We start from the raw sequence: 15,657 nt of genomic DNA on the forward strand, positions 1-15,657 counted from the left end.
AAAATAACCAATTTAATAGAAAAAACGATACAATTAGGATTCAATAATCGAAATAATTTGTTGATAGAGATGCCCATCACTCAAAATAGCTCCTTGTTGAATCAAATCGAAAATCGAACTGTTGCGTTCTTGTGTAAAAACTTTTTTACCTGTTTTGATTTCGATGGTATCGGTAAACATATTGTCACTAAACCATTGCAAACCTTCTTTAGTTAAAAAATTGATTTCAGGCACTAATGATTTCATCACTATGGATTGTACATGGGTTTCAAAACACTGAAAAAGGAAAATATGATTTTTAGAAAAATGCTCTAAATATTCAGCTCTTCCAAGCACACCTTCCCAAACCAAATCCGAGAAAACATCCAATTCTTGCTCGGCGACTGCTGGTTTTTCAGCTTTCAATTGATCCCATTCCGCTTTGTCTATGCTTTGGGCTGCGAGAAAATTAATAAATTCTTGGTGTAATTCTTCGAATTGTTCTTTGGTAAGTCTTGCGTATTTCATAGAAAGTTGAGAAATTGGAAGTTGGAAGTTGGAAGTTAAAAAAAATCAAAAAAAAATCCCAATCTCCTAAGAGTTGGGATTTCTAAAATGCTTTTAGAATTACGCTTTTTCAGCAATAATTTCGTAGGCTAATTCTACTACTACATCTCTGTGTAATCTGATGCTAGCAGCATATTTTCCAGTACGTTTTACGATACCGCTTGTAATAAATTTTCTGTCGATTGAATGCCCTGCTTTTTCCAAAGCTTCAGCGATATCAATATTAGTGATAGAACCAAAAAGTTTCTCACCACCCGCTTTTGCGTACAATTTAATTTCAAGGGCTTTCAATGTTTCAGCCAAAGCTTTAGCATCATTCACCATTTTCTCTTCTTTGTGCGCTCTTTGTTTTAAGTTTTCAGCCAAAACTTTCTTTGCAGAAGGTGTAGCCAATTGTGCAAAACCTTGTGGAATTAAAAAGTTACGACCGTAACCATTTTTTACATTTACCACATCGTCTTTAAAACCTAAGTTTTGAACGTCTTTTTTTAAAATCAATTCCATGTTGTTGTCCTTATTTATAGAAGTTAGGTTTCAGGCTAATGAAAACCAACAACTGAGTTTAGTATTATTTAAGTAAATCGGCCACGTATGGCATTAAAGCTAAGTGACGTGCTCTTTTTACAGCTACTGACACTTTTCTTTGGTATTTCAATGAAGTTCCTGTCAAACGACGAGGAAGAATTTTTCCTTGCTCATTAACGAATTTCAATAAGAAATCAGCATCTTTATAATCGATATATTTGATACCTGATTTTTTGAAACGACAATACTTTTTAGTTTTGTTTGTTTCTATGTTTAAAGGAGTAAGATATCTGATATCTCCGTCTTTTTTTCCTGAAGCAGATTGTTGTAATGTTGCCATAATGATTAAGCTTTTGTAGATTTAAGTTTGGCTCTTCTTCTTTCAGCCCAAGAGATAGCGTGTTTGTCAAGACTTACCGTTAAAAAACGCATCACTCTTTCGTCACGTCTAAATTCAGTTTCAAAAGCAATTAGGACTTCTCCTGCTACTTTGAATTCAAATAAGTGGTAGAAGCCACTTTTTTTGTTTTGGATTTCGTAGGCCATTTTTTTAAGACCCCAATCCTCTTTCGATACCATTTCAGCTCCTCTACTTGTAAGAAAATCTTCAAATTTGCTTACTGTTTCCTTTACCTGAACTTCAGATAAAACGGGATTTAAAATGAAAACAGTTTCATAATGATTCATAAATATGTATGTATTTGTTAAATTGGCTGCAAAAGTAATCTTTTTTTTCGAATAAACAATAAAAAACAATTTTTTATCGTCATAAGGTAAAAAAAGCCGATAAAATTAGGTTTATTAAAACTATTGTATTACTTTTACTATCCCGAATCTAAAATAATAGACAATTATGAAACTAAACTGTGTCGTAGTAGATGATAGTTCCATTCAAAGAATGATCATCACAAAGTTAGTAAATAATCATCCAAATCTACATTTAATTGGTGATTTTTCTAACGCAATTGAAGCAAAAGGTTGTATGACCATCCACAATGTGGATCTCATCTTTTTAGACATTGAAATGCCAGTTATTAGTGGTTTCGATTTTTTGGATGGTTTAAAAACAAAACCCCAAATTATTTTTATCACTTCAAAGGCTGAATATGCTATGAAGGCATTTGATTATGATGCAACCGATTATCTACAAAAACCTATAGCTGTAGATCGATTTAATGCATCCGTAAAAAGAGCCATGGATTTGCATTTACTTAAATCTGAAACTCACGAAGAAGATGGTGAGCACATTTTTATTAAAAGCAATCTCAAAAAATTAAAAATCTTTACTGCAAGAATTAAATGGATTGAAGCTTTTGGTGACTATGTAAAGGTAGTTACCGAAGACGATAGTAATTTGGTACTTTCGACCATGAAATCATTCGAAAAAGATTTATCGAAAGACAAATTCGTCAGAGTGCACAAATCGTACATTATCAACATTGATAAAGTAGAGCGCTTCAACAGTCGATTTGCCGAAATTGGAGTTACCAAAATTCCGTTAAGCAGACATAAAAAAGAAGATTTAGTGAAAGCTTTGGCGATCAACTAATAAAAATCCACATTCACAGATACCTTTATCGCTCTGTACTGTGAAACAAGATCAAAACTATTCAGTATTTTCTGGATAGTTTTTTTTGTGCCTTGCAAAGATTGGTTGGTCGGGATTTTCACCATTATAGTTCGAATGTATTCATTTCGAATTCGAGAAATTGGTGGTTCTTCCGGGCCTAGTACCGGAATAGTGAAATTTTGTTGCATCACTTGATACAACCACATCGAACCTTCTTTGAGTTTGTCGAAGTCTCGGTGCTTCAAGGTTAGCTTTATCAGTTTAAAATAAGGAGGATATTTATAGATTTGCCTTTCATACAATTGCTCCTTATACATACCTATATAATTATTGTGAACCACCTGTTGAATCGTGTTATGTTCTGGATTATAGGTTTGAATAATTACTTTTCCTTGTTTTTCAGAACGTCCGGACCGACCCGAAACTTGCGTCATCATTTGGTAACTTCGTTCGAAAGCTCTAAAATCGGGATGATACAGCATATTATCGGCATTCATAATACCCACTAAACTCACATTATCAAAATCCAAACCTTTAGCCAGCATCTGAGTTCCTACTAGAATTTCGACTTCTCGATTCTTGAAACTATCAATGATTTTTTCGAAACCAAATTTCCCGCGAGTGGTGTCCTGATCCATTCGACCAATTTTGGCATTTGGAAATAATTCTATTAATTCCTGTTGGATCTGCTCCGTTCCAAACCCTTTGGTGGTCAGATGAACGCTGGTACATGCGTGACAATTCGTTGGTTTTGCCATCGAATAGCCACAATAATGACATCGCAACTGATTCTTGTGTTTGTGAAAGGTCAAACTCACATCGCATTGCGGACATTGCGGCACGTGGCCGCAAGTCAAACATTCGATGATGGGCGAATATCCTCTGCGATTTTGAAATAAAATAACTTGTTCGCCCAAAGACAACGCATTTGCGATTTCTTCAATCAATGTATCGCTAAAATGTCCCGACATTTTCTTTCGGAAATATTTGTCTTTCAAGTCCACCAATTCGATTTCGGGCATCTTGACATTGCCGTATCTTTTAGTAATTTCGACCAAACCGTATTTGCCAGATTGCGCATTAAAATAGGTTTCAATACTTGGCGTAGCCGAACCCAAAACCACTTTAGCTTGATGAATATTTGCCAAAACAATTGAAGCATCACGAGCGTGATAGCGTGGTGAAGGATCTACTTGCTTGAAGGTTTGTTCGTGTTCCTCATCGACAACTACCAATCCTAAATTGGAAAAAGGCAAAAACAAAGCCGATCTTGCACCTATTACAATTTGGGCTTTTGGTGATTGTTCCAAAACTTGTTTCCAGACTTCTACCCTTTCGTTATTGCTGTACTTTGAATGAAAAACGGCCACTTTATTCCCAAAATAATCGCGCAATCGTCCCACTAATTGGGTGGTTAGCGCAATTTCGGGAAGTAAATACAGGATTTGTTTTTCTTCCTTAATATATTGTTCAATGAGTTTAATATAGATTTCGGTTTTTCCGCTCGAGGTTACTCCGTGCAAAAGACAGACGTCTTTTTGAACAAAACTTTGTTTGATTTCCTCCAAAGTCGATTGTTGTGCCGAGCTTAATTGCAGTTGTTCTTCCTTGGTTTTCCCAGAAAAGTGAACACGATCCGTTTGTATGTAATATTCTTCGAAAATTTCTTTGTCGATTAATGCTTTAACTATTGTCGATGTGGATTTTGCCGATTCAATTAACTTTTTTACGGTAATTGGCTTTTTCTCTGAAGCACTCAATTGAAAATAACTCAGGACAATTTCCTTTTGTTTATTGGCATTTTTAAGCACTTCCAATAATTCACCCAAGCCTTCATTCGTTTCATATTTGGCATGCAATTTTACGTATCGAATGAGTTTTGGAGTATAAGTTTCCAACATTTCTTCCTGAAGAACGAGAATATTTTTGTCCATCAATTTTTGGATCACGGGAAAAATATTCTTCTTGTTCAAAATATTCACAATATCCTGAACTTTCAAAGAACTTTGTTGCTGTAAGGCTTGATAAATAAGGAATTCATCATCCGAAAGCAAGCTTTCATCTACAAAACCGTCTTGTTTTTGAGAAATAATCGTTTCGCTTTCCAGCAAAAGTGCCGATGGCATGGCACCGCGATACACATCACCAATAGCGCACATATAATAAGAAGCAATCCACTGCCAATGAGCGATTTGAATTTCGTTGACTATGGGTTTTTCGTCGAGAATTTGATGGATTTCCCTGGCTTCATATAAACTAGGTTTGTTTTCGTGAATTTCAATAACCAGTGCGGTGTAGATTTTACTTTTGCCGAAAGGCACAGCTACCCTCATTCCTTTTTGAATATAATTATGCTCCGCTTCAGACACGCTGTAAGTAAACGTTTTGGCGAGAGAAAGCGGTAAAATTACTTCTACGAAATGCATTTATATTGGGTTATTAGCGTCATCCGCAGCTTTTTGATGTAGTTTTTTCTTCGCATGCTGCCGTTTCAATTTATTTATAGAGGCATTCAATTCGAAGCCCAGCAGTAGAATCATACAGTTGATCCAAATATAAAACATCATAATCAATAAGGTTCCGATAGAACCGTAGAGTTCATTGTATTTTGAAAATTTTATAACCCAAATCCCAAATACATAAGAATCTATTATTATCAAAAGAGTTGTAAAAACAGAACCTACCGAAATAAAAACTCTTTTTTGATCGTGAGTAGTTCCGAATTTGAAAAGTATGGAAGTAATCAGCAATATCATTAGAATAATAAAAGCATACCGCCCTAAAATTATGAGCGGAATTCGGTCGCTAACTACATCTTGGATAATGGAATGTTGGATTGCAACTTCAAAAACAACAATAATGGCGATTGTTGCCAATAACAAAAAGGACAATATCAAAGACATTCCTAAGGCGACTAAATACTGATGCCAAAATTTCCTTTTTACAAGAACATGTTTTGAAGATTCAAATCCACCCAAAATACCATTCAATCCATTTGCCATCAAAAATATGGACAATATAAATCCTGTTGACAACAATCCTGAATCACTATTATTCAAAATATCGCTGATGATTTTATAAATCGCATCATAGGTATTTGGCGGCACTCCTTCCTTGACAAATCGAAGGAAATCGAGTTGAAATCCTTCAATAGGGATGAAAGGAATAAGATTGAGTATAAACAACGCAAAAGGAAATAAAGCCATAAAAAAGCTAAATGCAATGGAACTAGCGTGATAGCTTAAACCGCCATCGATAATACCAATAACATACAACTCTAACAAATCATACAAAGGCAACCCCTCCATACTGTGCAACTTAATCCGTTTTAGGGGACGAATTAAATTACGTAGCACTGGTATCTTTTCTATGCTTGCTTCAATTTCTTTGCTCATTGTTTAGATTACAGATTTAAGGTTGCAGATTTCAGATTTCAGATTGCAGTTGAAACATTTATAAAAATTTATCTGGATTATTCATCATATAGTTTAATAACTTTCCAACTTCAAGACTTTTTGAAGTTAAATTTTCAAACTTAATAGTATCAATGTAATTACAAGCATGCGAATATTCAAGCCAAACCTGAGTTTCAGAATTTTCTGCATCACTATCCGTTAATTTTGAAATAAAATGCTTCTCATATCTTCTTTTCCTAGTTGCTTCCGCAATATTAGCAGAGACACTTCTAGAGGAACGTCTAATCTGATCCGTTAACGAATATTTTTCTTCAGGTGGAAAATGTATTGAAATAGAAAAAATATCCATTGCCAATTCAAATGATTTCTTGTAGGCTAATAAATCTTGAAATCTCATACTTTTTAATTAAAAAATTGATCTAATTATCTTGCGTCTGTAAACTGCGGTCTGCCTGTCAACTGAAATCTGCCACCTGCTATCTCAATTTAAAAAGCCTTTAAGCTCAAATCCATGTTATAAATGGAATGCGTCAATGCACCTGACGAAATAAAGTCAACACCGCATTCAGCATAACTGCGAATGGTATTTTCGTTGATATTTCCGGAGGATTCTGTTTGGCATTGATCACCGATTAGGGCTACTGCTTTTTTAGTATCTTCAAAATTGAGATTGTCGATTAAGATTCTGTAGATGCCTTCACTTTCAAGAATTTCCTTGATTTCGTCAAGGTCACGAGCCTCGACAATAATTTTCAAATCGAGATTATTTTCTTTGAGATAGGCTTTGGTTTTGTTGATTGCCAAGGTTATTCCGCCTGCAAAATCGATGTGGTTGTCCTTGAGCATAATCATATCATACAAGGCAAAACGGTGGTTTTCGCCTCCGCCAATCTTCACTGCCCATTTTTCGCAAGCACGGAAACCAGGTGTGGTTTTGCGCGTATCCAAAATTTGTGTTTTTGTTCCTTCCAGCAAATCGACATAGCTTTTGGTTTTTGTAGCAATGGCACTCATTCGTTGCATCGAATTGAGTACGAGTCTTTCGGATTTTAGGATCGCTTGAGAACTTCCCGAAACATGAAACACAACATCGCCTTTTTTTACAGGAGTTCCATCGGTGATGAAGGTTTCTACTTTGAGATTGCTATCGACATATTCGAAAATCATTTTGGCGAAAGCCACGCCAGCAATAATACCATCTTCTTTGACTATAAGTTTTGCTTTTCCTGTCGCGGAAGCCGGAATACAAGCCAAAGAACTGTGATCGCCATCGCCTACATCCTCACGAATGGCGTTGTGAATAATAAGTTGTAATTCGTTGTTGAATTGTTTTTCGCTAATCATTTTACTATAAAATTTACAGAATGCTAAAGTATGATTTTATTTGGTGAATAGAAAATTTGAGGATTTGGAAATTCAGAAAATTATAGTATTGTTTTTTACTTGTCTTCTTGCATTATGTTGCGGAAATCTGCAAAATCGATAAAGCACAAATTAGTATGAAAAATAAAAATCGCAACGATGGTTTGTAGTAAATTTTACATATATTTGATAACTAATATAAAGGCAACATTTGTCAGACAAAGCAAACCTATTTTGGGTGGATACGTTGGATGTGATATATTTAATACAAGTTAGCAGTAATTATAACGCAAAATACTAAATAACAACATTTTATAATAAAATATGAATTCTTTTACTCAAAAAACATTTGGACTAAAAAAGAAATATACTTTCAAAGAAAAAGGTCTAGAAATTGAGTTTACTGACAAAGATGGAGATTTTTCATTTTTCATAAACTTTGATAATATTTCTCCAAGAGAAAATGTTCGAATTCATACAAAAAGAAAAACGAATGTTTTAAAATATGGGTTAATAATTGCGCTATTAACTTTAATAAGAGGTTTTTTAACTGCAAAAACAGATTTACAAACAACATTGATAGTAATATCACTTTCATTAGCTATCGGAGTTGGAACTTATATTTATTATCATCTAACAAAAATGAAATATTATTCTGTTGGACTTGAAGATGGTAAAATAACTAGAATTCTTTATGATAAACCGACTATTGAAAAAGCAGAAGAGTTTATTGACGAAATATTTAAACGCAGAAAAAAATATTACAGAGATAACTATTTTAAAATTGATTATGAAAATGAAAAACAATCAGAATTAGATAAAATTAAATGGTTAAAATCTGAAAATATTATTACAGAAAATGAATTCAATGTTGTGGTAGACGAAATAAACGAAAAATTTATAAAATAACTACTACTAAATGTAAGATTTTACCTATATAAAAACACCAGCAATAGAACTCCACTTAAATACAAACCATAACATTTACAAATTCATTTCCCAAAAATAGACAAAACTTGCTTTTTAAGCGCTTTTCATTACATTTGACTATTGAAAGTACCTCTTACTCAACTTCAAATGAATATGAAAATCAAAATTCTACTTATCAGCCTTTTAATTAGTCAGCAAATGATGTCGCAATCGTATCAAAAAATTCACGAAAAAGCTATTGTGGTCGATACACACAATGATATTCTGATGTTAACCGCAGATAAAGGCTATGTATTTGACAACAACCTAAAAGGACTAGCCCAAAGCGATTTGGCACGTTGGAAAGAAGGCGGACTTGATGTGCAATTATTTTCTGTTTTTTGTGATGGTACGCAAGAAAATCCTTTTGCTTTTGCCAAAAAACAAATTGATTCCTTGGACGAAGTGGTGCAACGCAATCCAAATCAAATTGCGAAAGTAGCCAATAGTAAAGAGTTACTTAAAGCAGTGCGCCAAAATAAATTGGCAGCAATGATTGGGGTCGAAGGTGGGCACATGATTGAAAATAATTTAGACAATCTCGATTATCTCTACCGCCGTGGCACACGATATATGACTTTAACTTGGAATAATTCTACCGATTGGGCCACAAGTGCTTACGACGAAACCTTCAATAAAGAAATAACTCATAAGGGGTTGACGGATTTTGGCAAACAAGTAGTTCAGCGAATGAACGCCTTAGGAATGCTAGTTGATGTGAGTCATGTAGGTGAAGAAACGTTTAAAGATGTGATCAATACGAGCACTAAACCAATTATCGCAAGCCATAGTTGTGTCTATGCTCTATGCGCACATCAACGCAATTTAAAAGACTACCAAATTCAGGCTATTGCGAAAAATGGCGGTGTCATTCAGGTAAATTTTTATTCTGGTTTTGTGGACCCCAATTTTTTTAAAAATAAAACTATTTTTATGGAAAACCATCAAGAAGAAGTTGACGCACTTCTTCGCAGTGGCAAAAATGAACACGATATTGAGGCGGAACTTTTCCTAAAATACAAAAAAGAAACGGATGCTTTTCGGGCACCATTTGCTATGCTTATGGAGCATATAGAATACATTATTCGATTAGTTGGAGTGGATTATGTAGGTTTGGGCTCTGATTTTGACGGAACCAATTCGACCCCGGATCAACTTGACGATGTATCTACCTATCCCCTGATCACAAAAGCCTTGGTCGAAAAAGGATATAGTGAAAAAGATATCCATAAAATACTCGGCGGCAATTTTTTGAGAGTTTTGAAAGCCAACGAAAAACAGTAGAAAAATTACAAATACAAAGTCCTAAATCAATTCATAACAATAGCTCGAAATTAAAATATCTAAACTTCTAATTTACAATCAAATAGTTTTTATTATATTTACATAAAATCAAATAATACTGTCCCAAATTATCTACTGTTCATCGCTTTATTTTTTTTTTATTAGTAAGTTAAACCAACTTATATGACTAAAAACAATACCATTTTGATCGTAGAGGATGAAATGATAATCGCTGCTAATATTTCGTTGCAGCTCACTCATTTGGGCTATGAAGTCACAGGAATTGTTCCTCGAGCCGAAGAAGTTTTGCAGCAAATTTCGAAGCAAATCCCCGATATTATTCTGATGGACATCAATCTAAAAGGAGATTTAGACGGAATTGAAGTGGTGCATCTCATTCAGAAAGAATATAAAATTCCCATTATTTATTTGACCGCAAACTCGAACGAGGCGCATTTCAACCGGGCAAAGGAAACAAATCCGTATGCTTTTGTTTCTAAACCTTTCAAAAAATTAGATTTGCAACGGGCTATAGAATTGACCTTAGTTCGAATTCAAGACGAACGAAATACTGACAAAAGCCTGAACTTGCTTACAGAAGAACCATTTATATTAAGTGACTGTATTTTTGTTCGCAGTCACGACAAAATGGTAAAAGTTTGCATCAGCAATATTTTATACATCGAAGCCGAACGAAATTATTGCAAAATTCATTGCAAAGACAAAGAACATCTTTTGGTTATGACGCTCAAGGATATTGAAGAAAAACTGATGTCGAATACTCTTTTACGCATTCACAGATCCTTTATTGTTAACCTTTCGCACATAGACGAAATAGCTACAAATCATGTTGTAATTGCCAAAAAAGCCATCCCCCTAAGTGCCGATTTGAAGAAAAAATTACTACTGCATATTCAAAAAGTATAAGCTATTGATGGTCATTTATGAATAAAATTTTAGTTTATCTTCTGCTTACTATTATTTGTAATGGTTACGCTCAGCACTATTCGGAAGAGGCAACATCCGACTCGTCCCTACAATGGAGCAAAAAGTACCAAAACAAAGCTTTATATTTTCTGAAAATCCCGCAGTACAACCGAGATAGTTCTGCCTATTATTTTGAAAAAGCTACAAAATTAGTCCAAAGCAATTCTGAAGCACATTATGAGCAATTGGCTACTATTTATTTACAAAAAGCCGATGTACTAACCTGCAATTATACATTATCGCAATTGGATTCCTTGTCCAGAATTGGATGGTACTATTTGAAAAAAATCCCGGTCCAACAAAATAAACTTTTGGAATATGACTTCTTAATCAATTGGGCATCGATTAAACTTGAATTGGGCGAACATAAAAAGTCATTACTGCTTTTTTCGAACGCGCTTAGACTAGCCGAAGATTTCAAAAGCCCTGAATTAGTGGCGAAAATCTTAATGAATAAAGGGGTTTATTATGAACGATATCAATTGGTAGAAGAAGAAAAATTATCTTTAGAAAATCTCTATAAAAGTCTTTCGTATTATCAAAAATGGGGCGAATCAAAAAAACCAACAGCGCTTTTTAGCATTTATAGATCAATAATAAGTTATCATACCGATAAAAATAGCGACTCGGTCTATTACTATTTCGATAAAATGAAACGCGTTTTGAAGTACTCGAAAAATCCTATTGTTCCAGCCTGGTACTACGTTTGTTTGGGAAGAGAACTCATTACATCGCCAGTTGCAGGGCAAAAAACCATTAGCCAAAAGCAATATGATGAAGGTAAAAAAAACATCATCAAAGCGCTAAACATTCTGGAGCACTATAAAATTAAAACCAGCAGCATCACAGCCTACGGCTACGGACTCTTGGCTGATCTATATTTACACAACAAGCAATACGATTTGGCTATCGGCTATTATGTCAAGAGTAGAAATGACTATTTGCGATTGAAAAATCTTTCGGCAGCCGAATCGATGACGCAATACATTGGTCAAGCCTATCAATTAAAGGGAGATTTGGCCAATGCGTTGATCTATTTTAAGCAATATTATTTGTTGTCTTCTATTTTTCAAAAAGAGAAAAATGAAAGAGGTTTGCGCGAAAATGAATTACAAATAAATCTATTGCAGCAGGAAAAAAAACTGATTCAAAAACAAAAGCAACAAACAATTTATATCATCGCCTTACTTACCATTGTCATACTGCTTATCTGGTTTTATAGAAATTACCAACTAAAACAAAAAAGCAATCAACAATTGGCTGCACTCAATAATGACCTGGCCAATAAAAATAATTTGCTGGACAAAAAAAATGCAGAAAATGAGTTGCTCCTCAAAGAAATACATCATCGGGTAAAAAATAATCTACTGGTAATTTCGAGTTTGCTCGAATTGCAGTCCGAACAAATTGATGACCCTAAGATCAAAGAAGCCATCAAGGATGGACAAAATCGCGTGAATTCGATAGGAATTGTACACCGAAAATTATATCAGTATGACAATGTAGGCTTTATCGATATGAAAGAATATGTGATGAGCCTAAGCGAAAGTATTCTCGGCGGTTTTGGCACAGAAGGACTCATCAATTTAGAATTGCAAGTAGAAAAATTCGATTTAGAAATTGACACTGCTATTCCAGTAGGGTTAATAATTAATGAATTATTGACCAATGCTCTTAAATACGCGTTCCGACCCGGAGAAAAAGGAACAATTATTATCAAACTTGTCAGACAAAATAATGCTCTGCTCCATCTGCAAGTTGCCGATAATGGCATCGGAAAATCTGATGCGATTCAAGGCACCGGTTTTGGCGGACAATTAATTGCTTTACTGACCAATCAGCTCAATGGCAGGATGAAGGAAGTCATACAAAACGGAACCACCATCAGTTTTGATTTTAAATTATAAAAGGCAACTAGAATCCCAAAACTACTTCACTCCCGATAAATAAAAAATACTATTCGGACATTATTTAGACACATTCGTCCTAGTGCAAAGTTTTTTACAATTGATTATCTGTTATTTAGACTTGATTTAACAAATTATTCTACTAACATTTTAATCTGTAACATTATGAAAAACTATTTCAATTTGAACGTGAGCATGCTACTACTAATGCTAATGCCCTTTGTAGGGATGAGCCAAACCAAAAACGTGATTTCCACAAATCGTGTATTTCCAAAAGTGGACAAAGTACTAGAATTTGAAAAAGCTTTAGCAAATCATGCACAAAAGTATCACACGGGCGATGTGAAATGGCGTGTATTCGACATTCAATCAGGACCAGATGCTGGTGGATATCATATAGTTGAAGGACCTAAGTCTTGGGAATCAGAAGATAGTAGAGGCGATATTAGTGTGGCGCACAACACCGATTGGCATAAAGGTGTAACTCCTTTCTTAACAGATAAATCATCAACTGGTTATTCTGTTTACATCGATTCGTTAAGTACTGTTGCTATTGGCGATTATTCAGATAAAGTTCAAATACAACATCTCTATCCAAAACCAGGTTGCGGTGCGAAAGTAATCAGTATGATCGACAACTTGAAAGAGGTTTGGGCTGCAGATGGTTATACAGTTGCGGTATATTCTTCTAGCTCTTCTGGACCAACACAATATGCCATCGCCACAAGATACAAACAAGGTCTAAAAGAAAGAGCTTCAGGATTTCGCAAATCATTTATAGGCACTTACGAAAAGAAATTTGGTTCTGGTTCATGGGCTATTTTCAATGATAATATTCGCGAATATACCGATGGCAATTGGAGTGAATTGATTTCTTTTCGAGCAGATTTGAGTTCTAAATAAACATTTACTATTTTAAAACAAAAAATCATGAAAAATATAAAAACCACACTGCTTTTTGGAGCCCTATTGCTAACTGCTAACTTGAACTTACAAGCTCAAAATCAAACCTTTTCGATTCACGCTGATTATGTAAAGCCATCGATGGAGTCCGATTATGTAGCCGTTGCAAAAGATTTTGTAGCCGAATGCAAAAAACACAATCTACAAAACACTGGTTGGACCACTATGCGATTGGATAACGGAACCTACATGTATTTCGAATCAATACCCAACATGGCAGCACTGGATGTTGATGCATTTGCTCCTTTGGCTGACAAAATGGGAAAAGAAAATTTTCAAGCCCTTTTTGATCGTTTCAACAAATGCTACGACCGACACGGTAATTACCTACTCACTCGAATCGAAAGCCTAACTTATATGCCAGAAGGAGCATTGGCAGCTCAGGAAGGTCAAAACTACAGAAAATACCATTATTTATATGTCACCCCATCGACAGCCAAAATGGTGGGCGAAAAAATGAAAGCCATCAAAGAACTTTACACCAAAAAAGGATCTAAAGAATATTATCGTGTATATCACAGCGACTTTGGAACTATAAACGAATATTTTCTGGTAGCCATCTCGGCGAAAGATGAGCAATCTTATGCTAAACAATCGGCAGAAAATGAAACTCTAATTGGAGCTGAAGGTAAAAAATTATTGGACGATTTATTCAAAAACATTGCTCGATATGAACCCGTTAGCGGTTATATCCAACCTGATCTGAACTATATCGCAAAAAAATAGTAACCAACTCTGTTTGTTTGTTTTTTACTAAACAGCAAACAGGGTTTATATTCCAAAAATCATGAAAAAAGTAGGCATCATTGGTGGCTCTGGTTTCATTGGAAGCTATATCACCAAAATGTTTTTGGACAACGATTTTCTGGTGAAAGTTTCGGCCACAGACATCACTAGAGAAGATAAATTTCAGCATTTAGTAACCTTATCCAATGCCGACAATCTGCACATCAGCGAATTAGACGTTTTGAATATAGCAATTCTAAAGGATTTTATTTTCGATTGTGATATTTTAATTCATTGTGGAACCCCTTTTATTTTGAATTTCCAAGATGCACAATCCCAATTGTTCGAACCTACGATTAAGGGAACCCAAAATTTTTTAAAACTAATCCATCAGACGCCCGGAATCGAAAAAGTAATTTTTATTGCCTCGGTTGCCGCCTACAATACCAACTTTCCTATGCCCGCTGAAGGTAAAAGTTTTACCGATACTTTCGATGAAAATGACCGTCGATTTACCAGCTCCGAAAGTCACCCTTATGCTCAAGCCAAATTTCTGGCCAATCAGGAGGTTGAAAAATTCATCAAAGACAATCCCAATCTATCTTTCGAAATTAGTTCTGTATCGCCGGTTGCCGTTATGGGAAAAGCCATGTCCAATCGCGAAGATTCTACCTCAACGGGATTACAGTTTTTAATCAAAAATAAGATAGCTCCTGACGCATTTATTCAAGCGCTTTATGACAATGATGTTCCTTTTGCCATAGTCGATGTAGAAGATGTTGCATTGGCAGTTTTTAAAGCAGCCACCACCAAAGGATTGCACGGCAAAGACTATTTATTGAGCAGTGAAACCTATAAAATCTCTGATATCCATTTGATGTTGAATCAAAAAGAACCACTCGAAAATGCACGCATCATTTATAAAAATGATTTAGCTACAACCGATTTGGGAATGCACTTTAGACCCGCAAAAGAAACCCTGAATAATTATTCAAACAACTCAATACAACCATCATGATTAAATTAACTGTACTCTATGGGCAACCTACGGATAGCGAAGCGTTCGAAAGTTATTATGCCAATATTCATTTACCACTGGCCTCAAAAATGACAGGGCACGAAAAAGTAGAATTTACCAAATTTTTAGATGGTGCAGATGGTGAAAAACCATTATACTATCGAATGGCAGAATTCTGGTATTCCAACATAGAAATCATGCAGCGAGCGATGGGTTCTCCCGAAGGACAAACCACTACGGCAGATCTTAGCAATTTTGCCACCGGAGGAGTTACTCTTTTAGTGGGCGAAGTTGTGTAATACTATGTTAATTAATGAATCGTCAAAATAATTTAATACCGGTTAATTTGATTACAACAACAAAATTTATCTCTAGAACAATGTA

General features: G+C 35.0%; 17 protein-coding genes. 9 read left to right on the forward strand and 8 right to left on the reverse strand.

All coding sequences use genetic code 11. The annotated features are described in order from the left end of the window. Positions 1–33: 33 nt before the first annotated feature. From E1750_RS03810 to rpsF, 4 genes are all read right to left on the reverse strand, one after another. Positions 34–507 carry a DUF6495 family protein gene (locus E1750_RS03810; RefSeq protein WP_133275495.1) on the reverse strand — a complete coding sequence of 158 codons (474 nt, stop codon included), beginning with the start codon at positions 505–507 and terminating at the stop codon, positions 34–36. Positions 508–606: 99 nt separating this feature from the next. Further along, entirely contained in the window at positions 607–1,050 is a 444-nt protein-coding gene (gene rplI / locus E1750_RS03815) for a 50S ribosomal protein L9 (RefSeq protein WP_133275496.1), read from the reverse strand. A 64-nt stretch (positions 1,051–1,114) separates the two neighbouring features. Then, positions 1,115–1,411 carry a 30S ribosomal protein S18 gene (rpsR, locus tag E1750_RS03820; protein ID WP_007138295.1) on the reverse strand — a complete coding sequence of 99 codons (297 nt, stop codon included), beginning with the start codon at positions 1,409–1,411 and terminating at the stop codon, positions 1,115–1,117. Positions 1,412–1,416: 5 nt separating this feature from the next. Continuing rightward, positions 1,417–1,758: a 30S ribosomal protein S6 gene (rpsF, locus tag E1750_RS03825; RefSeq protein ID WP_116761249.1), complete on the reverse strand. Its 342-nt coding sequence runs from the start codon at positions 1,756–1,758 to the stop codon at positions 1,417–1,419. Positions 1,759–1,924: 166 nt separating this feature from the next. Here rpsF and E1750_RS03830 point away from each other — a divergent pair, with 166 nt between their 5' ends. After that, the gene (locus E1750_RS03830; RefSeq protein WP_133275497.1) at positions 1,925–2,620 is read left to right on the forward strand and encodes a LytR/AlgR family response regulator transcription factor; all 696 of its coding nucleotides are present in this window, start codon (positions 1,925–1,927) and stop codon (positions 2,618–2,620) included. On the opposite strand, the gene priA is transcribed toward E1750_RS03830, so the two are convergent. From priA to nadC, 4 genes are all read right to left on the reverse strand, one after another. Continuing rightward, entirely contained in the window at positions 2,617–5,067 is a 2,451-nt protein-coding gene (gene priA / locus E1750_RS03835) for a replication restart helicase PriA (RefSeq protein ID WP_133275498.1), read from the reverse strand. The genes E1750_RS03830 and priA overlap by 4 nt on opposite strands. Continuing rightward, positions 5,068–6,036 carry a YihY/virulence factor BrkB family protein gene (locus tag E1750_RS03840; protein WP_133275499.1) on the reverse strand — a complete coding sequence of 323 codons (969 nt, stop codon included), beginning with the start codon at positions 6,034–6,036 and terminating at the stop codon, positions 5,068–5,070. 58 nt (positions 6,037–6,094) lie between these two features. Beyond that, positions 6,095–6,454, reverse strand: a complete 360-nt coding sequence (locus tag E1750_RS03845) for a four helix bundle protein (protein ID WP_133275500.1) — start codon at positions 6,452–6,454, stop codon at positions 6,095–6,097. Positions 6,455–6,543: 89 nt separating this feature from the next. Further along, positions 6,544–7,401: a carboxylating nicotinate-nucleotide diphosphorylase gene (gene nadC, locus E1750_RS03850; protein WP_133275501.1), complete on the reverse strand. Its 858-nt coding sequence runs from the start codon at positions 7,399–7,401 to the stop codon at positions 6,544–6,546. A gap of 342 nt (positions 7,402–7,743) precedes the next feature. On the opposite strand from nadC, the gene E1750_RS03855 reads away from it, so the two are divergent. The 8 genes from E1750_RS03855 (at position 7,744) to E1750_RS03890 (ending at position 15,572) form a co-directional block, all read left to right on the forward strand. Next, the gene (locus tag E1750_RS03855; RefSeq protein WP_133275502.1) at positions 7,744–8,328 is read left to right on the forward strand and encodes a hypothetical protein; all 585 of its coding nucleotides are present in this window, start codon (positions 7,744–7,746) and stop codon (positions 8,326–8,328) included. Positions 8,329–8,502: 174 nt separating this feature from the next. Continuing rightward, positions 8,503–9,672 (forward strand): dipeptidase, encoded by a 1,170-nt coding sequence (locus E1750_RS03860; protein ID WP_133275503.1) that lies wholly within the window; start codon positions 8,503–8,505, stop codon positions 9,670–9,672. Positions 9,673–9,855: 183 nt separating this feature from the next. Next, a complete protein-coding gene (locus tag E1750_RS03865) occupies positions 9,856–10,599 on the forward strand; it encodes a response regulator (protein WP_133275504.1) in 744 nt (247 codons plus the stop codon). 17 nt (positions 10,600–10,616) lie between these two features. Beyond that, entirely contained in the window at positions 10,617–12,566 is a 1,950-nt protein-coding gene (locus tag E1750_RS03870; protein WP_133275505.1) for a histidine kinase dimerization/phosphoacceptor domain -containing protein, read from the forward strand. Between the two features lie 165 nt (positions 12,567–12,731). Then, on the forward strand, positions 12,732–13,469 hold the full coding sequence (locus E1750_RS03875) for a hypothetical protein (protein ID WP_133275506.1): 738 nt from the start codon (positions 12,732–12,734) through the stop codon (positions 13,467–13,469). 27 nt (positions 13,470–13,496) lie between these two features. After that, on the forward strand, positions 13,497–14,255 hold the full coding sequence (locus E1750_RS03880; RefSeq protein ID WP_133275507.1) for a hypothetical protein: 759 nt from the start codon (positions 13,497–13,499) through the stop codon (positions 14,253–14,255). A 61-nt stretch (positions 14,256–14,316) separates the two neighbouring features. Next, complete coding sequence (locus tag E1750_RS03885) at positions 14,317–15,273, forward strand: NAD-dependent epimerase/dehydratase family protein (protein WP_133275508.1); 957 nt, start codon at positions 14,317–14,319, stop codon at positions 15,271–15,273. Continuing rightward, positions 15,270–15,572 (forward strand): EthD family reductase, encoded by a 303-nt coding sequence (locus E1750_RS03890; RefSeq protein ID WP_133275509.1) that lies wholly within the window; start codon positions 15,270–15,272, stop codon positions 15,570–15,572. Before E1750_RS03885 ends, E1750_RS03890 begins: the two co-directional genes overlap by 4 nt. The last annotated feature ends 85 nt before the right edge of the window (positions 15,573–15,657 follow it).

It is taken from the genome of Flavobacterium nackdongense (genome assembly GCF_004355225.1).
GTDB lineage: Bacteria > Bacteroidota > Bacteroidia > Flavobacteriales > Flavobacteriaceae > Flavobacterium > Flavobacterium nackdongense.